The organism is Halalkalibacter kiskunsagensis, assembly GCF_037027555.1.
GTDB lineage: Bacteria > Bacillota > Bacilli > Bacillales > Bacillaceae_D > Halalkalibacter > Halalkalibacter kiskunsagensis.
The window spans coordinates 38,523-58,719 of the sequence record NZ_JAXBLX010000029.1 but is presented as its reverse complement, the minus strand read 5'-3'; the positions used below and the strand labels follow the sequence as shown (position 1 = coordinate 58,719).

The following is a 20,197-nucleotide window of genomic DNA, read 5'->3' as shown; positions in this document are numbered from 1 at the left end:
TCCCCGTAGAAGAGAAATGGCGAGCCAGGACGTTGCCAGGCAGATAAAAGACAATCCAATTGGATTGTCTTTTTTGTGCGCATAAACAGACTGTTCAAGGCGCAAAAGAGTTTTGTCCCGAAGTTGCCAGGCTCTACCGCACAAGGGAAGGAGGAAGGGAGAGAACTGCATAATGTGGAACATCTCATAAACCAATTTACACCTTGATAAAAAAATTGCCTAAAACAACATGCAACTTTTGTTAAATTTTTAGGTGGGATAGGCACAAAACTACATAGGAAAGAATAGATTAAAAGAAAGATAGGTATGAAAGTTGATTCATTAGCCGATAATGATGTCAGGGGTGATGGAGATGCCGAAGACTAGTATCATGAAAATGCGGCTAGGAGATAATTGTGTTATATGTAACAAAAGGAAAGAAGAAGGATTGCACATCGCAAATTCCTTTATTTGTTTTACTTGCGAAAATAAAATTGTTGAACTAGATGAAAATGATCTAATGTATCATACGTTAGTAAAACAAATGAGAAATTTATCTTCAAATTTTATTCGGAAATAAAAAGTAGCTTAATCTGTAATTCTAAAAATGTGTAGAAACAAAAGAAATCAAGTGTGAAATCGCGTAGATTTTTATACTTGGTTTTTTGTTGTATCATTATTGTATTACCCTTAAATTTTAGAAGCTCTTTTCAGTTTCTTAACAATTAAAAAAAGGTGAAGTATTATTGTAGTTCAAGCAATATTTTTTTATTAGAGAGTAAAAGGAGTTAATATAGTTGAAGTCTAATAACCTTCCTTTAGTAGAGGCTATACAACAGCACATAAGGAATCATCCGGTTTCTTTTCATGTACCAGGACATAAAAATGGAACGGTTTTTCATCATGCAATTCACGCTAATTTTCAATCAGTTTTACCTTATGATGTGACCGAATTGTCAGGATTAGATGATCTCCATGCTCCTACAGGTGCCATCCTAGAAGCACAGCAAGCAGCAGCACGGTTATATCAAGCAAAAGAAACTTTTTTTTTAGTCGGAGGTTCAACAGTAGGAAACTTAGCTATGATCTATGGCATGTTTGACCGTGGGGATCAAGTGTTTGTGCAACGTAATAGTCATAAGTCCATCTTTCATGCTCTGCAAATTGCAGGATTAACAGCCATTTTGCTGACTCCCGAGTTTGATGAGGAATCAGGATTAGCTGTTGGCGTTGCTCGGCAAACGTTACAGAAGGCATTAAATCTGTATCCAAATGCAAAAGGGTTAATTATAACATATCCTAACTATTTTGGAGTCAGCTTAGATGTGGAACCAATTATAAAATTAGCCAAAAAACATCACGTACGTGTGTTAGTAGATGAAGCACATGCAGCCCACTTTTGTTTAGGACAACCTTTTCCTCCGTCAACGTTACAGTTAGGAGCGGATGTTGTTGTACAATCGGCACATAAAATGCTTCCGGCTCTAACAATGAGTTCATTTTTACATATAAGTCATAAACTAAATGACGACTACCGACATAGGATAAAAGAGGCGTTAGCCATGTTTCAATCAAGTAGTCCGTCTTATTTGTTAATGGCATCCCTTGATGGAGCTCGGGCATATGCTGAAAGTTTATCTACTACAGAATTAACTACAATATTAGCAGGAGTTCAAGCGGTTAAGACAGAATTATCTAGCATTAAGCAAATCAAAATTTTAAATTGGGACGATAGGTATCTTTCCGATCCATTAAAAGTTACAATAAAGACAACAACGAACTTAACAGGTTTTGAACTACAAGAACTATTTAATAAGAACAATATTTATACAGAGCTTGCAGATGATAAACATGTTCTACTTGTTTTTGGTCTAGGTCAAAATAGCCTTGATAAAGAAGTGGTGAAGTCAATAAAACAATCTCTTGGCGGGTATGAAGTGAGGAGTGAAGAGTTAAGTAAAAAAGCTCATAAGGTGGAAATGGACATCAAACAACTTGAATTCAATTTGAGTGAAGTGAGGGAGTTACCGAAAAGACGAATTCCTTTAACAATGGCAGAAGGATTCGTGGCTGCTGAAGCGATTATTCCTTATCCGCCTGGAGTGCCTATCATCTTACAAGGTGAGAGAATTGACAAAAAAACACTAGTTGAAGTCAATAAGTTACTAGAGGCTGGTGCGACATTTCAGGTTGAACAACAGCTAGAAGATGTTTTGGTTATTGATTCGGAGGATGAGAATGAGTAAAGGACTTTTTGTAACAGTAGAAGGCGGCGAAGGAGCAGGAAAAACGACTGTCTTAGATAAAATAGAAGTAGCATTAAAAGAAAAAGGATATGACGTGATTCGTACTCGTGAACCAGGTGGAATTCGAATTGCTGAACAAATTAGAGAAGTTATCTTAGATGTAGCACATACAGAAATGGATAGTCGAACAGAAGCATTGCTTTATGCAGCTGCTAGAAGACAGCATCTTGTTGAAAAGGTCATTCCAGCACTTGAGGAAGGCAAAATTGTTCTTTGTGACCGATTCCTTGATAGTAGTCTTGCTTATCAAGGGTATGCAAGAGGAATTGGGTTTGATGATATAAGAGCGATTAATGAGTTTGCTATATGTGGATCTTTGCCAGACTTGACACTGTTTTTTGATGTTGATCCTGCCATTGGTCTATCTCGAATAAAAAATGATAATGAGCGTGAAATCAATCGACTCGATCAAGAGAAGATGCAATTTCACAGACAGGTTCGCAAAGGATATTATAAAGTGATGGATGTATACCCTGACCGAATTAAGCTTATCAATGCTAATCAAGAGATTGAGGATGTTTTTTTTGATGCGATGAAAGAGATTAATCATTTTATAGATCAAAAACTTTAATAAAGGGGCTGTCACGATGAAGTTAATAATGGCTGTCATTCAAGATAAAGATAGTAATAGATTGTCTGATGCGCTAGTGAAAGCTGATTACCGGGCAACAAAGCTTGCTAGTACAGGAGGATTTCTTAAGGCGGGCAATACAACGTTTTTAATTGGTACTGAAGACGAAAAGATAGAAGATTTGATGTCTCTGATAAAAGAAAATTGTCAAAGTCGTGATCAACTCGTTGCCCCTATTTCGCCTATGGGTGGAAATGCAGATTCATATGTTCCGTATCCTGTTGAAGTCCAGGTTGGTGGAGCAACTGTCTTTGTCCTCCCAGTTGAGCAGTTTGAGCAATTTTAAAGGTGTTGAACTATAGATGGAAACATGGAGTACAATAAAAGAAATACAACCTAGAATTACAGATTTGTTAGTGAAAACTTTGGAAAAGGATCGACTTGCCCATGCTTATTTATTTGAAGGGAGCAAGGGAACAGGAAAGAGAATGGTAGCTCTTCATTTAGCGAAGAGCTTCTTTTGTGAAAATGTAAGTGGACCGAATCCTTGTTTGGAATGTCCGAACTGTAAACGCATCGAAAATGGTAACCATCCAGATGTACATATGATTGAGCCAGATGGATTGTCGATTAAAAAGCATCAGGTTGAACATTTGCAAAAAGAATTTTCGTACCGTGGAGTTGAATCTGCTAAGAAGGTCTATATTGTTAATCATGCAGATTTAATGACCGTTGGAGCAGCTAACAGTATTTTGAAATTTTTAGAAGAACCGGCTACGCTTACGTTGGCTCTTCTATTAACAGAACAAGGGAGCAAAGTCTTACCGACGATCCACTCGAGGAGCCAACATTTAACATTCGCACCATTATCACGAGCCGTTTTTTTAGACAAGCTTGTGGCTGCTGGAAATTCTAGCACAATTTCCAGTTTATTGGCTAGTTTAACAACAAGTTATGATGAAGCAATGCAGTTGTTAGAGGCGGATTGGATTGCACAAGCACGAAGCGTAGTGATACAATTGATGGAAGAGCTCTATGCTAGACCAACTCAAGTTCTTTTTACTTTACAAGAAAAGTGGTTACCTCTTTTTAAGGAGAAGTCACAAATCGATGCTGGTTTAGATATGATTCTTTTATGGCTTCGAGACCTGCTGTTTTCAAAGGTTGGGAAAGTCAATTCTTTAACATATATTGATCAAATTGATCTATTACAACAACAAGCACTAACTAGTTCGCAGGATAACATTAGCAAGAAGATGTCTGATGTTCTTCTGGCCAAAAGACATCTTGCTTCGAATGTAAATCCTCAACTATTGATGGAGAAGTTGTTGCTTAATATACAGGAGGGATAGAAGATTGCATCAAGTTGTGGGCGTTCGCTTTAAAAAGGCGGGCAAAATCTATTATTTCTCCCCTGGTTCGTTTCAGTTGGAGAAAGGAGAAACCGTTATTGTCGAGACGTCTAGAGGCGTTGAATTTGGCAAAGTTGTCATTGGAACAAAGACAGTTGAAGAAAATGACGTTGTTCTTCCATTAAAGCAAGTTATTCGCATTGCTACGCCAAAAGACAAGTTAATTGTTCAAGAGAATCTAGAAGCAGCAAAGAAAGCTTTTGATGTTTGTTCAGAGAAAATTATTGAACATAAGCTTGATATGAAGCTAGTTGATGTTGAGTATACATTTGATCGAAATAAAGTTTTATTTTATTTCACAGCAGATGGTCGAATTGATTTCCGAGAGTTAGTTAAGGATTTGGCGGCGATTTTCCGAACGAGAATTGAACTTCGCCAAATTGGGGTTCGCGATGAAGCAAAAATGCTTGGTGGGATCGGTCCTTGTGGGAGAGTACTTTGTTGCTCTTCATTTCTAGGCGACTTTGAACCTGTTTCTATAAAAATGGCAAAGGATCAAAATTTATCATTAAATCCAGCAAAAATATCTGGTTTGTGTGGTAGATTGATGTGTTGTCTAAAATATGAAAACGATATGTATGAGTCGGCTAAGCAAGAACTCCCTGACATCGGAAAACGAATTACGACATCTCAAGGAAAAGGAAAAGTGGTCGGACTTAACTTGTTGGAACGGCTCATACAAGTTGAATTAGCTGATGGTGAGCAAATCGTTGAGTTTACAATGGATGAGTTACTGACTAAAGAGGGTGTGCCGTCTGAAGCCACAGAATAATGAGGTGGGAGCATCGTGGACAAAAAAGCAATTTTTACACAGGTGAGCCAACTAGAAGAGCGGCTAGGTGAATTGCATCATGAGTTACGAGGGTTAAAAGAACAGTTGGCTTATTTAATTGAAGAAAATCAATCCCTTCATATTGAAAATGAAAATCTTCGTAAGCGCCTTGAGGCACAAGATGATTCTCATGAACAAGGACAAAAAAATGATAAAAGTAAGAAAAAGTCATTTGTCGGTGAAGGATATGACAATTTAGCAAGACTATATCAAGAGGGTTTCCACGTTTGTAATACTCATTATGGTAGTATACGCTCAGATGGAGACGACTGTTTGTTCTGTTTGTCATTTTTGCATCAAAAGTAACAACTATAATTAAGAATAACCGTGGTTCTTCTCATAGTAGGTACATGAAATCACGAGTTATTGCAGAGGGGGACAGATCTTTCGTAACGAAAGGTCTGTCTTTCCTCATATTTAAAAGGAGTGCGCAAACGGTGAAATTAAAAGAAGGAGAACGTCTCGACTATATAGCAGGGACCGAGTTACAGATTGTTCAGAGCCCGAATGTTTTTTCATTTTCCATTGATGCTATTCTTCTAGGGAGATTTGTACAAGTTCCGATTCAAAAAGGACAGATTCTTGATTTATGTACAGGCAATGGTGTCATTCCGCTTTTGCTAACAACAAGAACGAAGGCTCAACTAGTTGGGGTAGAAATTCAATCGAGGTTAGCTGATATGGCAAAACGCTCAGCTACGTTAAATGACGTACATAATCGAATACAGTTTCTTGAATCAGATTTAAACGAAATCCCAAGCGCTGTGAAGAAAAGTTCGTTTGATGTTGTTACATGCAATCCACCGTATTTTGAAACAATAACAGAGCATGAACGAAATCGAAATGAACATTTAGCGATTGCGCGTCATGAGATCTATTGTACACTTGAAGACGTGATTCGTGTTAGCAGCCAATATGTAAAGCAAAAAGGGAAAGTTGCCATCGTTCATCGGCCAGAAAGACTTACCGATATTATGACCTTTATGCGTTCGTATCGTATTGAGCCGAAACGAATTCAGTTTATTCATCCTAAGAAAGAAAAGGATGCGAATATGGTGCTTGTTGAAGGTATTAAAGATGGACGTTCCGGCGTCAAATGTTTGCCGCCAATCGTGGTCTATAATGAAGAAGGAATTTACACAAGAAACTTTCGTTTTAACTATGAAGGCAAAGAATTCTAATTGAGGTAAGAGTGTTACAAGGAAGGGATAAGAGAATGAACGAACAAGCGAGTTTTAAAGATGAAGGCATAGAAGGCGCACTATATCTAGTTCCTACTCCAATAGGAAATTTAGAAGATATGACATTTCGTGCGGTTCGTATATTAAAGGAAGCAGATGTAATTGCAGCTGAAGATACGCGACAAACGATGAAGTTATGTCGCCATTTTGAAATCGAAACATCCTTAGTCAGTTATCACGAACATAATAAACGTAAATCAGGAGAAGCAATCATTGATCAAATAAAAGCTGGAAAAGACATTGCTTTAGTCAGTGACGCAGGAATGCCAGCTATTTCTGACCCAGGGCAAGACCTTGTGCAATTAGCAATAAAAGAAGGGATTAAAGTAATTTCGTTGCCAGGCGCAAATGCTGCCTTAACGAGTTTAATTGCTTCTGGATTGTCTACAGAGCATTTTAAGTTTATTGGTTTTCTTCCTCGTCAAAATAAGCAACGATTGCAGTTTCTAGAGGAAATAAAGCAAACAAGAGCAACTTTGCTTTTTTATGAGTCACCTCACAGGTTAAAAGAAGCATTGGAAGCGATGCATAAAGTATTGGGCAACCGTCAAATATCGATAAGTCGAGAGTTAACGAAGAAATTTGAAGAATATCAACGTGGAACGATAGAACAAGCAGTCGCTTGGTGTGAAACAGGAACCGTCAAGGGAGAATTTTGTCTTGTCGTTGAAGGAAGTAATGAGCAAGAAGAGGAAAATCAATGGTGGGAGGCATTAACAACGATTCAACATGTCAACCATTATGTTGAGTTAGGGATGCCATCAAAAGAAGCCATCAAACAAGTAGCGAAAGAACGTAACGTACAAAAACGAGTGATTTATGCTGACTATCATCATGATTAATTAGCAAAAAAAGGGGAACTCATCAAGAACTTACCAGCAAGTGACTTTGTCATTGTCTAAACAATTAAAGTCAGAGTGGTAGAACTATATTTGAGTTTCCCCTAATGTCATTTTATGCTTGAGTTGAGCGTGAAAGGTATTCTTGTAAATCTTTAATGATTTCTTGTGCGCCTTGTGGGCTTAAAATGATTTTTCCGTTTGCAATTGACAAGTTTTCATCTGAAACTTCACCAGTAATTTGACAAGTCATATTAGGCTTGTACTTCTTTAAAACAATACGATCATTATCAACATAGATCTCAAGCGCATCTTTCTCAGCAATGTCAAGTGTGCGACGAAGTTCAATCGGAATAACAACGCGTCCTAATTCATCAACCTTACGAACGATACCAGTAGATTTCATAAAATGTATCTCCTCTCATGTAAAACAATTTATTTTAGTGTCAATATTCGACATTTTTCTTCTGCATTAAGAGTACCAGTGTTTCCAAATCAAGTCAATTACTTTTTTTTGGTTTTTATTATAAGGGAGAAATTACCACAAGATTAAATCGCTGATGTGATGGGACTTACAGAATGGGGTGGAAATGAACAGTGTTACAAATATATCCTGAACTAGTAAATAAAATAAAAAAAGTAAATGGGAATCTTCAAGAAATTTACCAATATACATCAGATGACAAAGCAATTATTCGACAAAAACTTCAAAAGTCTGGAGCGGAAATTCGACATATTCCCAGACTTTCAACAGAGGCATTGTCGAATTGGCTAAATAATAGAGAGTTGGCCGCCGTTGATGGGTCTGTTAACCAAACGAAAGGCGATTCCCCTCATATTCTTTACTTATTTCAAGCATTAGCAAAAACAACAAAAGGCCATCAATGTTATGCAACCGATATTTTCTCTCCATTATTGCACAGCAAGGATGAAGAAGAAGGAAGTACTATAAATATCCGCTCTCATATTTTGTCGAAATTAGAACTAACAGTAGCGGTGAGACTAATTGAAGAGACGTCTTTACGAATTCTGTTGATGGATGGTGCATTGTATCATTACAGAATTGATGCACCGGAAGAATGGGAAGTATTAAGAAAAAAAGCAATAGACGCAAATGTGTTTCTTGTTGGCGTATCAGAAGAAATTACAACTGAGAATTTAGTGAAACTAGAACCATTTCTATCGTATCAAAAACGACCACGTGCATATGACCGTGATTTGTTATTTGGTGTGTTAGAGCGAGAAGAAATGATTTTTATTGAGGATATACAAAGTAAGGCTGGTCTTCAATCTGTTTGGATGAGGCTGACGTCAGACCCAGCTATTACAGGTTTTGATGTTTTGTTAGAACAAGCAGCTTATAAAGATGAGATTGCTAGTTTATTATTAACTCTTACACCACGTGATGGGCGTGGAATTCCACTTTGGTTAGATCATGTTGACAAAGAAGTACGCGTGACAGACAAACTTGTTGAAGCGTTAATTGAACAATACATAGATCCAGAGTTACGAAAGATGTTTTTTGAAAAAAAGCGTATATCAAGACCATATTAATTGGCATACATAGGGCTTGATTCTAAAGCCAAACATCTGGTCTAAACATCCGTTCTAACTCTCAAAGCAAAAAAAAGAAGGAGTGAGAGTCCATGCAAATTGTCGGAGTAACGACGCAACATGAAGTGTATGTTGCTTCAAAAATACATAAATTTCGAATGAATGAAATGGTCGTCATTGAAGACGAGTCATTGTATCAGCCAAAAGGAGAAGTTGTTGAGACGTTTTCTTATAATCGCTATATTCCGATGGGGTTTGATAAGGGCATTGCTGATGAGCAAGTGTTAAAGACGCTTGAACATATTGGCTATGATATAGGGGCTGATGACATACATTTAGCAAAAGTACGTCTTTTTGAAGAGGCGGTTCAACCAATTCAGACCGGATCAAGTGTGCGTCATCCTCATTTTGATGAAATATCTTCGTTGTTAGTAAAGACGGCTCCAGGAGATGGTCTTGTGTTAGGTGAAGTAAAATCAACCGATTTTATCGATTCGACATTGCCAGAATCATTAAAAGGATTGTTACATATTCACGACCATGACGGGTTGCGCATGCAAAAGGGGGTTCCTTTTATTTTTGATATTCGGGCCATGCAACAATACCCTCATATAGGAGTGTTTGGCGGATCGGGGTCAGGAAAGTCATTTGGTCTTCGTGTCATGCTTGAAGAGTTAATGAAATTACAAATCCCTACATTGGTTTTTGATCCACACTTTGAAATGAATTTCGCCACTCAAGCTGAAGGGGTGTCAGGTGCAAGTTCTTACAGAGATCATTATATTGTTGTCCAAATTGGTCAAGATGTCGGGGTTGATTTCTCAGCGCTATCAACAAGAGATGTTGAGAGACTTCTTTCTGCAGCAGGTACATTAACAGAATCCATGATTAACGTCATCCAATCAGTCCATAAAAGAAAAGATAGCTATCAGTCATTTAGTGATCGCATTGCCAATTTAGCAGAAGCGTTAGAGCTCGGTAAGCAAAAAGTTGAAGCTTTGTTACATGATGCGGGAATGAGTCGTGGTGAGATTGCTCGTTTTGATACATTTCGTAAATTGCTAGATCAGCTTGGGAGTCTTCCATTAGCTTCGGTTAAAGGAATTTTGTGGCGCGTGAATCGATTGCATCAGGCCGGTTTGTTTCAACAAAATATTCGAGCAATTGAGCAGGGCATTCATTCAGGAAAGCTTGTAGTAATTCAAGGAGCGGTTTGGCTTTTGCAAGTATTTTCTAGTTATGTCATTGGAGCTTTGTACGGAAAACGTCGCACCTTTCGCGATGCCAAGCTGCAGCAAAAGCAAGGAGAGTTTTTCCCTCCGTTTGTAGTCGTCACCGATGAGGCTCATAATTTTGCGCCAAAAGGGTATGATGCTCCAGCTAAATCTGTCTTAAAAGAAATAGCTCAAGAAGGAAGAAAATACGGAGTCTTTCTTATATTTGCAACGCAACGTCCGACTCTTTTAGATGAGACGATTACCGCGCAGTTGAATTCGAAATTTGTGTTTCGAACCGTACGCGGAACTGACATTCAGACGATTAAGGAAGAGACTGATTTAACTCATGATGAAGGGAAACGTCTTCCTTACTTACGGTCAGGAGACGTATTTGTCTCATCAGCGATAATGGGGCGGACTATGGCGATCAGAATTAGAATGGCGCATTCAGCAAGTCCGCACACACTTAACCCATTCGATGAATTAAAGGGAATGAAAGAACAAGATGCAGACCAACTTTTAAAAGCGTTAGATTCGTATTTTCCGTTGGCAGAAATGAATATTATGAATCAATTAACAAAATTAAACGAGGATGCAAAAAAGAATTGGGATGTGCAGACGTGGAAAAATGAGTTAGAGCGATTGAGTAGGGAAGGAATGGTAAAAAAAGAGAAAACACCTTTTGCCACAATGTATAACCGCTCTTGACTAGGAAGAATGAATTAGGTATATTTTGGGTAGAATTTTAAAAGAAGATGTTTTTAACGGTTTATGAATATTAAGGTCCGATGAAGGGATGAGTACAAGTAGTTCATCTATAGGTAGCAATTGCTATGTAGAGAGCCGGGGGAGCTGGAAACCGGTATAGATGCTAGTTGGAAGATGGTCCTGGGAGGAACTCGTTTTCGAGTGTACCTATTGTGCATAAGGGAATGACGTAGCTGGCGTTAACAGAGGAAGTCTTAGACTTCATGAGCCTTTTTATTGTGAAATAAAAAGGGAATTTGGGTGGTACCACGTGATTAATGCTCTCGTCCCGATACGGATGAGGGCTTTTTTATATTGAACAAGCTGGAAGAATAAGAGGAGGAAACGATGATGACAGAAGAAAAAAAGACGTTTTATATAACAACACCGATCTATTACCCGAGTGATAAACTTCATATCGGTCATGCGTATACAACAGTTGCAGGAGATGCGATGGCACGTTATAAGCGCCTTCGCGGCTATGATGTACGCTTTTTAACGGGGACAGATGAACATGGGCAAAAAATTGAAACAAAAGCAGCGGAAAAAGGACAAACACCTCAAGAATTTACCGATCAAATTGTCGCAGGCATTCAAGATTTGTGGAAGAAGCTTGATGTTTCGTATGATGATTTTATTCGAACGACAGAAGAGCGCCATAAAAAAGTAGTGGCTGATATTTTTGAGCGTTTACTAGAAAAAGGCGACATCTATTTAGATGACTACGAAGGTTGGTATTCGATTCCTGATGAAACGTTTTATACAGAGAGACAATTAACGGATCCAATTAAAAATGAACAGGGTGAAATCATTGGCGGGAAGAGTCCAGATAGTGGTCACCCGGTTGAAAAAGTACGAGAGCAATCGTATTTTTTCAAGATGAGCAATTATGCTGTTCGACTATTGAAGTTCTATGAAGAAAACCCAACGTTTATTCAGCCCGAGTCCCGTAAAAATGAAATGATTAATAATTTTATTAAACCAGGTTTAGAAGATTTAGCTGTGTCACGGACATCGTTTAAATGGGGCGTTCAAGTACGGAGTAATCCAGAGCATGTCGTGTACGTTTGGATTGATGCCTTATCTAACTACATTACTGCTCTTGGATACGGAAGTGGAAACGAAGAGCTCTACAACAAATACTGGCCGGCGGATGTTCATTTAGTTGGAAAAGAAATTGTTCGTTTTCATACAATTTACTGGCCGATTATGTTAATGGCACTAGATTTGCCTCTACCAAAGAAAGTATTTGGACACGGCTGGTTGCTAATGAAAGACGGAAAAATGTCGAAGTCAAAAGGAAATGTAGTAGATCCTGTTCCGTTGATTGATCGTTATGGTTTAGATGCCCTTCGTTATTATTTACTTCGTGAAGTTCCATTTGGTTCTGATGGTGTCTTTACTCCAGAGGGATTTGTTGAGCGTGTGAACTATGATCTTGCGAATGATTTAGGAAACCTGCTTAATCGAACTGTGGCAATGATCAATAAATATTTCGATGGCAACATTCCATCGTATGTGAAAGACGCAACTCCTTTTGATACAGGTCTCGTTGAATTAGTTGAAGCAACAGTTGAAAAAGTAGAAAATGCGATGGAAGAAATGGAGTTTTCTGTAGCATTAACGGCGATTTGGCAATTGATTAGCCGAACGAATAAATACATCGATGAAACACAGCCTTGGGTGCTCGCGAAAGACGAAGCGAAAAAAGAGGAACTTGGTTCAGTTATGTACCATCTTGCTGAATCATTACGTCAAGTGTCAGTCATGATTCAGCCATTTATGACTGAGACGCCAAAGAAAATTTGGAAACAATTAGGTCTGAAAGAAGAAGTGACATCATGGTCAAGTCTCAACACATTTGCTCAAGTACCTGCAGGTTCAACTGTTGAAAAAGGAGAACCGATCTTCCCGCGGCTTGATATGGCAGATGAAGTTGCACACATCGTAGAACTAATGGGTGGAACGGTAAAGGATGAAGGTAGTAAGTCAGTAGAAGACATACCAGAAGTTGCTGAAAATGAAATTACGATCGATGATTTTACAAAAGTAGAGTTGCATGTTGCGCAAGTATTACAGGCGGAAGTGGTATCAGGTGCCGATCGTTTGTTAAAAATACAGTTAGACCTTGGTTTTGAAAAGCGTCAAGTTGTATCTGGTATAGCGAAATATTATTCTCCTGAAGAACTTGTTGGAAAAAAAGTTATTTGTGTAACAAACTTAAAACCAGTTAAACTTAGAGGAGAGCTTTCTCAAGGAATGATATTAGCTGGATCTAAAGGGAAAAAGTTACAACTTGCAACGATAGATGGGAATTTGCCAAATGGAGCAAAAGTAAAATAATGATGATAAGGAGAGAGGTGAAATTCTCTCCTTTTTCTATACTGAAATATTTCAACTGAAGGAAGGAAGGATTTACGAATGTTATTTGATACACATGTCCATTTAAATGCAGACCAATTTGAAGAAGACGTCGCAGAAGTGATCACCCGTGCGAAAGAAGCTGGGGTTGAATACATGGTCGTTGTGGGCTTTGATGAGAAAACAATTAACCGTGCGTTAGAGCTTGTAGAAATGTATGATTTCTTGTATGCAGCAGTAGGGTGGCATCCGGTAGACGCAATTGATTTGAATGATGATCACCTAGTCTGGTTAGAAGAAGTTAGTGCTCACCCGAAAGTCGTTGCCTTAGGAGAGATGGGCTTGGATTATCACTGGGATAAGTCACCGAAAGAAATCCAAAAAGACGTTTTCAGGAAACAAATTCGATTGGCAAAAAAAGTGAAGATGCCAATTATTATTCATAACCGTGAAGCTGATCAAGACATCGTCAATATTTTGAAAGAAGAAGAGGCAAATGAAGTTGGTGGGATTATGCATTGTTTTGGCGGAAGTGTAGAAATTGCTAAGGAATGTTTAGCAATGAACTTTCATATATCTCTTGGGGGCCCGGTCACTTTTAAAAATGCAAAACGCCCAAAGCAAGTGGCCAAGGAAATTCCATTGGAGCGATTGTTAATTGAAACAGATTGTCCATATCTTGCACCTCACCCTTACAGAGGAAAACGAAATGAACCTGCTTATGTCAAGTTAGTTGCTGAGCAAATAGCAGAACTTAAAGAAATGGGCTATGAAGAAATCGCAAAACAAACGACAAAAAATGCCAAAAAACTATTTGGTCTTTTTTAAAAATAGAGGTACTTTTTGGCATATCTTGATAGCGAATATTAGCTAACGGTGACGATATTTGTCTTATTTTTGCTTCATTCGAATTAGTTCTACAAAGAACAGCAGGTGCATAGAGTGGACGTGTCGATAAGTTTTTGTTTTCTTTGCGATCGTTTTCATGGATAATAAGGACAATGCGGAGTTTGAAAACAAAAATAACTAGGTTGACAAAAGGAGGTACAGTGTTTATAATTCGATCGTTGAGAAGGAGGAATTCAGTGAAATGGAAACAAACAGGAGCCAACTCCTTCCTGCTATAAGTTTCAGGAAAAAGTTGGTTATCTCCATTGTCAGTCTCATTCTCTTCGGAGGCGTAATTACGTACGCTGTATACGAGACGACGAAAGCAACGGTAACAATCTCCGTAGATGGAGAAGACGTTACAGTGCAGACACATGCATCCACAGTTGCTGAACTGATGAAGGAGCAAGAATGGGAAGTCCAAGATTATGATTCTATTAAACCTGAACTGGATGCTGAAATAGCTGGCAATATGACAATTACTTGGGAACAAGCTAAAAAAGTATATGTAACCATTCAGGGACTTGAAGAAAAAATTTGGACGACTGCAGATGATGTCAAACAACTTATACATGAATTAGGTATTGAGTACAAAGAACATGATTTTATTGAACCATCATTAAGTGAAGAAATAACTGATAGAATGAATCTAATCTATGAATCTGCCTTTTTAGTTGAGCTTGCTAGTGACGGGGAACAACAAGAATTATGGACAACTTCGACGACTGTCGCTGACTTTTTAGAGAGAGAAAGTGTTACATTAGGTGAGCTTGATCGTGTTGAGCCTGCAATCGATACAAGGCTTGATAGGGAATCAGAAGTGAAAGTAATACGTGTAGAAAAAGTCACCGATGTGGTGGAAGAGACCGTTGCCTTTGGAACGGTCACCCGAAAAGATAATGAATTACGAGTAGGCAATGAAAAAGTCGTTCAATCTGGGGAAGAAGGCAAAGTTAATAAGCATTATGAGGTTATTCTTGAAGACGGAGAAGAAGTGTCTAGAGATCTCGTAAAGACTGAAACGGTCAAAGATAGCAAGGATCGCATTGTAGCAGTAGGTACACAACCTGCCCCTACCGTATCGCGTGGAGCGAACACAAGTTCAAGCTCTGGCGGAGGGAGTTCAAGTAATGGACGCACCATGACCGTTACAGCTACAGCGTATACGGCAAGTTGTGCTGGTTGTAGTGGGATAACTGCTACAGGGATTAATTTAAATAATAATCGCAATATGAAAGTCATTGCAGTTGACCCGAGTGTGATTCCTCTTGGAACACGTGTCCATGTTGAAGGGTACGGTGAAGCTGTTGCTGCTGATACAGGCGGTGCTATTAAAGGAAACAAAATTGATGTACACGTCCCTACGAAATCTGATGCTAACAGATGGGGTAGGAAAACAGTGAAAATTACAATTCTAAATTAACATGCATGGTGCACAGGATGGCTATCCACCCTGTGCTTTTTCGAGCTTTTTTCGGTTATAATTACAATAGATATCAAGAAGGGTTTGCCCCTAACAAGATAATTTCTTACATGCTTGTTAAGTAGGAAGGTATTTGTATTAGTTGTACATATTTATGTAAAGTAATGATAAAGGATAAAATAGAACTAACATGAACGTTAGGGGTAAATTATGAAATTAAAAGAAGTAATTGTGGTAGAAGGAAAAGATGATACAGTTGCAATTAAAAGAGCAGTAGAGGCCGATACGATTGAAACGAATGGGTCTGCTGTTAGTGAAAGTACACTGGCTCAAATTGTCCTTGCTCAGCAGCGTAGAGGCGTCATTGTGTTGACCGATCCCGACTATCCTGGAGAGCGGATAAGGCATATCATTCGTGAGCATTGTCCGTCTTGTAAACATGCTTTTCTACCAAAGAAAGATGCGATCTCTAAAAATCAAGATGATCTTGGTGTTGAAAATGCGACTCCAGAAGCGATAAGACAAGCCTTGAGACATGCTAAGCAAGAAGACAACGTATCTAGTGAAGTAATTACGTGGCAAGATCTTCATGCTGCAGGCTTAATTGCAGGAGGCAATTCAAGAAAAAGACGCGAACGTTTAGGGGATTTATTGCATATTGGGTATGCCAATGGAAAGCAGCTACATAAACGTTTGCAAAAATTTCGTATCACTGCGTCGGAGTTTTCAGAAGCGATGCAACAGGTGTTTGAGGAGGAAGAAACGACATGTCAAAAGATATAGCCACACCAGCAAGGACGAAAGAGATTTTAGCTAAGTTTGGATTTAGCTTTAAAAAAAGCTTAGGTCAGAACTTCTTAATCGATACTAATATATTAAATAACATTGTCGAAGCAGCAAATATAACTAGTGACACAGGTGTGATTGAAGTAGGACCAGGTATTGGTGCATTGACAGAGCAATTAGCAAAAAAAGCAAAAAAGGTTGTATCATTTGAAATCGACCAGAGATTGCTTCCAGTTCTAGACGAAACGCTTGCGCCTTACAATAATGTCAAAATCATTCATTCGGATGTATTAAAGGCAAATATTCATGAGGTTATGAGTGAAGAGTTTCAAGGCATTGAAGAAGTAATGGTTGTTGCTAATTTACCTTATTACGTGACAACGCCAATTTTGATGAAATTATTAGAGGAGCACTTACCAATCAAAGGAATTGTTGTTATGATTCAGGCTGAAGTAGCTGATCGAATAGCGGCAAAGCCAGGCACAAAAGAGTATGGAGCGTTATCTATTGCGGCACAGTACTTTGCAAAAGCTGAACGTGTAATGACTGTACCTGCTACTGTATTTGTCCCCCAGCCACGTGTTGACTCAGCTGTGTTGCGCTTAACGATTCGCGATGAGCCTGCTGTAAAGGTAACTGATGAGCCGTATTTCTTTAAAGTGTTTCATGCTTGTTTTGCAAACAGGCGGAAAACAATATTAAATAATCTAGTTCATAATCTTGGACCAAAAGAAAAAAAACAAGAAATAGAAGAAGCGTTATCGGAAGCTGCGATCGATCCAAAACGACGAGGTGAGACGCTCTCCCTTGAAGAGTTTGGCCGTTTAAGTGAATCACTATTAAAAAGATTACCAAGATCTTAGCACATTAGCCTCCTTTTCTACATACTTTAAGTGGAGAGGAGGCGTGACAATGAAGCTGAAAAAAGGGGATATAGTCGCTCGCCTTTCGTATCAGTGTGATCTGTTGTTTAGGGTAGTAGAATTGCATCCGCAGTATGTGGAACTTGCTGGGGAAGAAATGCGTCTGCTTGCCGATGCCCCGCTAGATGATGTAGTCATAGTGTCAGAAAAAGAACGAGCAGCTCATGAGAAAAAAGCAAAAGAGTTAATAGATAACTCATATCGACTTTTTCGACAAGATGCAAAACTGATGAAGCAACGTGGAGATTATGATGTCACATCAGGATACAAGAGCGAATCAAACTACTTTGAATTACGTGGACGTGTTTTGCACATTGATGGCGATCCGTTATATTTACGTAAATGTACAGAGTTATATAATAAGCTAGGTGTTCCGGTTTATGGAGTTTATTTACACGAGAAGGAAATGCCTGAACAAATCGGATCATTACTTGAAATGGTTCAACCAGATATTGTCGTTGTCACCGGTCATGATGCCTATTTAAAAAGCAAAGGTGATGAGCGCGATGTGAGAGCGTACCGTCATACAAAATATTTTGCTGAATGTGTTCGGATTGCTAGGAAGCATTCGTGGAATAAAGATGAACTAATTATTTTTGCAGGAGCGTGTCAATCTCACTTTGAAACACTTATTAAAGCGGGCTCCAATTTTGCAAGTTCACCTGAGCGTGTAAATATTCATGCTTTGGATCCGGTATATATAGCATCAAGAATAAGTTTAACGTCTTTTATGGACCGGGTGAGTTTGTCGGATGTTTTGCGAAACACGATTACTGGTGAAAAAGGATTAGGTGGCGTTGAAACGAAAGGTGTAATGAGGCGCGGGATGCCGATGAAATATGATTAAAAAAGGAGACCTATATGTAATCTTGCTCTAATACACGTTAAAAGTGTGCAGGTCTTGATTTACATTTAGGTCTTTTATTATCGCTAGATCATTTTTTTAAAAGGAAAAGCACCATCATCTTTTCCTTTGGAGTTTGCAATGGCTCTACACGTTGCGCGCCTGTTGTGAGACCGCTCCTAACAGGCTTAAAATATGGCAACGGCACTGCCTCTGAATTGAGAAACTCCTAAAAAGGAGAAGTCGCGCAATTTGAGGAAATGCGGAAAATTTACAATGGCTGCGCACGGCGTACGCCTTTTGATAAGAGCGCTCAAAAGGCTAAAAACCAAACGCCGGCTCCACTCATTGCTAGAGCATTTTTCTAAAAGGTGCTTTTCCTTTTAGAAAAATGCTCTAATTCTATACATAATTTGGTTTGGAATTGACATACTAAACTCAACTTGGTAGTGATCCATTTTATTATTTTTCGTAAAATTCATTGACAAGATTCTTGTTCAATTGTTATAATTTAAAATTTATTTGACGAAAAATGTAGATTGTGCTATACTACACATACAGTGAGGTGGGGTGTCGTAATGGCAAAAACGTTAATAGACATTAAGCGCGCATTAGATGCTAATGTAGGTAAGAGAATTACGATTAAGGCAAATGGTGGTCGTCGGAAAACGTCGGAACGTTCTGGTCTCCTTGAAGAAACATACCCTTCTGTGTTCATAGTGAAATTGGATGAACAGCAAAATGCGTTCGAACGAGTTTCTTACAGTTATGCTGACATTTTAACGGAAACGGTTGAACTTATGCTCTGTGAAGAGGGTCTAGACTCACCAGTTCTAAAAGCATAATTTATGAACTAGATATACAGAACAAACATAACCCTCTGAAGGAAAATTCAGAGGGTTATATTTGTTGATAAATTGTTAATCCTAATAAGGAGGTTGACCAAGAGTCAATTTCTTTCAGTTATACTGAAAAAGGAGTTGTTGTGACATGAGTAGAAGAAGAGGAGTCATGTCTGACCAATTTAAGGAAGAGCTGGCAAAAGAACTTGGATTTTACGACACTGTTCAAAAAGAAGGATGGGGCGGTATTCGTTCAAGGGATGCTGGAAATATGGTCAAAAGGGCAGTAGAACTTGCCGAACAACAGCTTGCCGAAAGACAAAATAGAAATATCTAAAGATGAAAGCCAGTGCGAAAGCCTGGCTTTTTTTTGACATAGATCAAGTTCCCGCGGGGACTTGATCTTCGGTCATTTAAGAGTGTAGGAAAGCAGTGGGTTGATACTTGAAAGTAGTCTGGCGGAAGCCAAGAATTGTTGAAAAAACTTTCTCGGGTGGTATGTTGTGTTGACAAGTGATAAAATAACGTAAGCAAATGGATATAGAAGGTGACGAGTGTGAGATGTTCAGTGAAAGCGCCGGCGAAAATTAATTTATCGCTTGATGCAATTAGAAAACGAGATGACGGGTTTCATGAAGTTGAAATGATCATGACAATGGTAGACTTAGCTGACAGAATTGATTTGACTGATATAGAAGGTGACAGGATTACAGTCGATGTTTCTGAAGGATTTGTTCCAAATGACCATCGAAATTTGGCGTATCAAGCTGCAGCACTTTTAAAGAAGCGTTATAATATTAAAAGAGGGGTTTCCATTTATATTACAAAGCGTATTCCTGTTGCTGCTGGTTTAGCGGGAGGAAGTAGTGATGCTGCCGCCACATTAAAAGGGTTAAATCAGTTATGGAATATAGGTCTAAGTTTGGATGAACTTGCAGATTTAGGAGCGGAAATTGGTTCGGATGTTTCATTTTGTGTTTATGGAGGGACAGCTCTAGCAACTGGACGTGGTGAAATCATTGAAGCGATTCCCTCTCCTCCCTCTTGTTGGGTGATTTTGGCGAAGCCGCCAATTGGTGTTTCAACGGCTGATGTGTACAAGCGTTTAAATGTTAATGCGATTCAACATGCGAATACACAAGAAATGATTCGTGCGATTACAAATCAGAATTTTAAAGGCATTTGTGATAACTTACATAATGTTCTTGAAACCGTAACATTGGATATGCATCCAGAAGTACGAAATATTAAAGAACAAATGATTCGATTTGGTGCAGATGGTGTATTAATGAGCGGGAGTGGACCAACTGTCTTTGGGTTAGTAGAGCATGAATCAAGGTTGCACCGTGTTTATAATGGGTTGAGAGGCTTTTGTCAGGATGTATTTGCAGTTCGGCTTATTCGTTCATCGGACACTTGATAAAAACCGAAC

21 protein-coding genes are annotated in these 20,197 nt (G+C 38.7%); 20 read left to right on the top strand and 1 reads right to left on the bottom strand.

The genetic code is table 11. The features are described from left to right. The first annotated feature begins 331 nt into the window (after positions 1 to 331). From SLH51_RS24495 to rsmI, 9 genes are all read left to right on the top strand, one after another. A complete protein-coding gene (locus tag SLH51_RS24495; protein ID WP_418770128.1) occupies positions 332 to 559 on the top strand; it encodes a sigma factor G inhibitor Gin in 228 nt (75 codons plus the stop codon). A gap of 217 nt (positions 560 to 776) precedes the next feature. After that, complete coding sequence (locus tag SLH51_RS16575; RefSeq protein ID WP_335962487.1) at positions 777 to 2,225, top strand: aminotransferase class I/II-fold pyridoxal phosphate-dependent enzyme; 1,449 nt, start codon at positions 777 to 779, stop codon at positions 2,223 to 2,225. After that, a complete protein-coding gene (gene tmk, locus SLH51_RS16570; RefSeq protein WP_335962486.1) occupies positions 2,218 to 2,856 on the top strand; it encodes a dTMP kinase in 639 nt (212 codons plus the stop codon). Before SLH51_RS16575 ends, tmk begins: the two co-directional genes overlap by 8 nt. A gap of 16 nt (positions 2,857 to 2,872) precedes the next feature. Next, positions 2,873 to 3,202, top strand: a complete 330-nt coding sequence (locus tag SLH51_RS16565) for a cyclic-di-AMP receptor (protein WP_335962485.1) — start codon at positions 2,873 to 2,875, stop codon at positions 3,200 to 3,202. Between the two features lie 16 nt (positions 3,203 to 3,218). Then, entirely contained in the window at positions 3,219 to 4,208 is a 990-nt protein-coding gene (holB, locus tag SLH51_RS16560; RefSeq protein ID WP_335962484.1) for a DNA polymerase III subunit delta', read from the top strand. Positions 4,209 to 4,212: 4 nt separating this feature from the next. Next, a complete protein-coding gene (locus tag SLH51_RS16555; RefSeq protein ID WP_335962482.1) occupies positions 4,213 to 5,040 on the top strand; it encodes a PSP1 domain-containing protein in 828 nt (275 codons plus the stop codon). A gap of 15 nt (positions 5,041 to 5,055) precedes the next feature. Further along, positions 5,056 to 5,406: a DNA replication initiation control protein YabA gene (gene yabA, locus SLH51_RS16550; RefSeq protein WP_335962480.1), complete on the top strand. Its 351-nt coding sequence runs from the start codon at positions 5,056 to 5,058 to the stop codon at positions 5,404 to 5,406. Positions 5,407 to 5,537: 131 nt separating this feature from the next. Beyond that, positions 5,538 to 6,281 (top strand): tRNA1(Val) (adenine(37)-N6)-methyltransferase, encoded by a 744-nt coding sequence (locus SLH51_RS16545; protein WP_335962478.1) that lies wholly within the window; start codon positions 5,538 to 5,540, stop codon positions 6,279 to 6,281. Positions 6,282 to 6,316: 35 nt separating this feature from the next. Continuing rightward, positions 6,317 to 7,183 carry a 16S rRNA (cytidine(1402)-2'-O)-methyltransferase gene (gene rsmI, locus SLH51_RS16540; protein WP_335962476.1) on the top strand — a complete coding sequence of 289 codons (867 nt, stop codon included), beginning with the start codon at positions 6,317 to 6,319 and terminating at the stop codon, positions 7,181 to 7,183. Positions 7,184 to 7,295: 112 nt separating this feature from the next. Here the strand turns inward: rsmI and SLH51_RS16535 are convergent, their stop codons facing one another. After that, positions 7,296 to 7,586, bottom strand: a complete 291-nt coding sequence (locus tag SLH51_RS16535) for an AbrB/MazE/SpoVT family DNA-binding domain-containing protein (RefSeq protein ID WP_335962475.1) — start codon at positions 7,584 to 7,586, stop codon at positions 7,296 to 7,298. A 191-nt stretch (positions 7,587 to 7,777) separates the two neighbouring features. Here SLH51_RS16535 and SLH51_RS16530 point away from each other — a divergent pair, with 191 nt between their 5' ends. From SLH51_RS16530 to ispE, 11 genes are all read left to right on the top strand, one after another. After that, the gene (locus SLH51_RS16530; protein WP_335962474.1) at positions 7,778 to 8,734 is read left to right on the top strand and encodes a DNA double-strand break repair nuclease NurA; all 957 of its coding nucleotides are present in this window, start codon (positions 7,778 to 7,780) and stop codon (positions 8,732 to 8,734) included. A gap of 92 nt (positions 8,735 to 8,826) precedes the next feature. Then, a complete protein-coding gene (locus SLH51_RS16525; protein ID WP_335962473.1) occupies positions 8,827 to 10,659 on the top strand; it encodes an ATP-binding protein in 1,833 nt (610 codons plus the stop codon). 390 nt (positions 10,660 to 11,049) lie between these two features. Further along, a complete protein-coding gene (gene metG, locus SLH51_RS16520; protein WP_335962493.1) occupies positions 11,050 to 13,041 on the top strand; it encodes a methionine--tRNA ligase in 1,992 nt (663 codons plus the stop codon). Positions 13,042 to 13,119: 78 nt separating this feature from the next. Then, positions 13,120 to 13,887 (top strand): TatD family hydrolase, encoded by a 768-nt coding sequence (locus SLH51_RS16515; protein ID WP_335962472.1) that lies wholly within the window; start codon positions 13,120 to 13,122, stop codon positions 13,885 to 13,887. A 262-nt stretch (positions 13,888 to 14,149) separates the two neighbouring features. Then, on the top strand, positions 14,150 to 15,370 hold the full coding sequence (locus SLH51_RS16510) for a ubiquitin-like domain-containing protein (RefSeq protein WP_335962471.1): 1,221 nt from the start codon (positions 14,150 to 14,152) through the stop codon (positions 15,368 to 15,370). A gap of 210 nt (positions 15,371 to 15,580) precedes the next feature. Next, positions 15,581 to 16,153 carry a ribonuclease M5 gene (gene rnmV / locus SLH51_RS16505; RefSeq protein ID WP_335962470.1) on the top strand — a complete coding sequence of 191 codons (573 nt, stop codon included), beginning with the start codon at positions 15,581 to 15,583 and terminating at the stop codon, positions 16,151 to 16,153. Then, complete coding sequence (gene rsmA, locus SLH51_RS16500) at positions 16,138 to 17,019, top strand: 16S rRNA (adenine(1518)-N(6)/adenine(1519)-N(6))-dimethyltransferase RsmA (protein WP_335962468.1); 882 nt, start codon at positions 16,138 to 16,140, stop codon at positions 17,017 to 17,019. Before rnmV ends, rsmA begins: the two co-directional genes overlap by 16 nt. 49 nt (positions 17,020 to 17,068) lie before the next feature. Next, a complete protein-coding gene (gene yabG / locus SLH51_RS16495) occupies positions 17,069 to 17,926 on the top strand; it encodes a sporulation peptidase YabG (protein WP_335962467.1) in 858 nt (285 codons plus the stop codon). 575 nt (positions 17,927 to 18,501) lie between these two features. Then, entirely contained in the window at positions 18,502 to 18,768 is a 267-nt protein-coding gene (veg, locus tag SLH51_RS16490; protein WP_335962466.1) for a biofilm formation stimulator Veg, read from the top strand. Between the two features lie 145 nt (positions 18,769 to 18,913). After that, a complete protein-coding gene (locus tag SLH51_RS16485; RefSeq protein WP_335962465.1) occupies positions 18,914 to 19,102 on the top strand; it encodes a small, acid-soluble spore protein, alpha/beta type in 189 nt (62 codons plus the stop codon). A gap of 219 nt (positions 19,103 to 19,321) precedes the next feature. Then, positions 19,322 to 20,185 (top strand): 4-(cytidine 5'-diphospho)-2-C-methyl-D-erythritol kinase, encoded by an 864-nt coding sequence (ispE, locus tag SLH51_RS16480; protein WP_335962464.1) that lies wholly within the window; start codon positions 19,322 to 19,324, stop codon positions 20,183 to 20,185. Positions 20,186 to 20,197 lie beyond the last annotated feature (12 nt).

What these genes read in the sequence shown, in the direction of transcription:
- yabG (WP_335962467.1), top strand. Translation starts at nt 17,069, where the DNA reads ATGAAGCTGAAAAAAGGGGATATAGTCGCTCGCCTTTCGTATCAGTGT.
- SLH51_RS24495 (WP_418770128.1), top strand. Translation starts at nt 332, where the DNA reads ATGATGTCAGGGGTGATGGAGATGCCGAAGACTAGTATCATGAAAATG.
- metG (WP_335962493.1), top strand. Translation starts at nt 11,050, where the DNA reads ATGACAGAAGAAAAAAAGACGTTTTATATAACAACACCGATCTATTAC.
- SLH51_RS16485 (WP_335962465.1), top strand. Translation starts at nt 18,914, where the DNA reads ATGAGTAGAAGAAGAGGAGTCATGTCTGACCAATTTAAGGAAGAGCTG.
- SLH51_RS16510 (WP_335962471.1), top strand. Translation starts at nt 14,150, where the DNA reads ATGGAAACAAACAGGAGCCAACTCCTTCCTGCTATAAGTTTCAGGAAA.
- holB (WP_335962484.1), top strand. Translation starts at nt 3,219, where the DNA reads ATGGAAACATGGAGTACAATAAAAGAAATACAACCTAGAATTACAGAT.
- veg (WP_335962466.1), top strand. Translation starts at nt 18,502, where the DNA reads ATGGCAAAAACGTTAATAGACATTAAGCGCGCATTAGATGCTAATGTA.
- tmk (WP_335962486.1), top strand. Translation starts at nt 2,218, where the DNA reads ATGAGTAAAGGACTTTTTGTAACAGTAGAAGGCGGCGAAGGAGCAGGA.
- SLH51_RS16515 (WP_335962472.1), top strand. Translation starts at nt 13,120, where the DNA reads ATGTTATTTGATACACATGTCCATTTAAATGCAGACCAATTTGAAGAA.
- SLH51_RS16535 (WP_335962475.1), bottom strand. Translation starts at nt 7,586, where the DNA reads ATGAAATCTACTGGTATCGTTCGTAAGGTTGATGAATTAGGACGCGTT.
- rsmI (WP_335962476.1), top strand. Translation starts at nt 6,317, where the DNA reads ATGAACGAACAAGCGAGTTTTAAAGATGAAGGCATAGAAGGCGCACTA.
- SLH51_RS16525 (WP_335962473.1), top strand. Translation starts at nt 8,827, where the DNA reads ATGCAAATTGTCGGAGTAACGACGCAACATGAAGTGTATGTTGCTTCA.
- rsmA (WP_335962468.1), top strand. Translation starts at nt 16,138, where the DNA reads ATGTCAAAAGATATAGCCACACCAGCAAGGACGAAAGAGATTTTAGCT.
- rnmV (WP_335962470.1), top strand. Translation starts at nt 15,581, where the DNA reads ATGAAATTAAAAGAAGTAATTGTGGTAGAAGGAAAAGATGATACAGTT.
- SLH51_RS16565 (WP_335962485.1), top strand. Translation starts at nt 2,873, where the DNA reads ATGAAGTTAATAATGGCTGTCATTCAAGATAAAGATAGTAATAGATTG.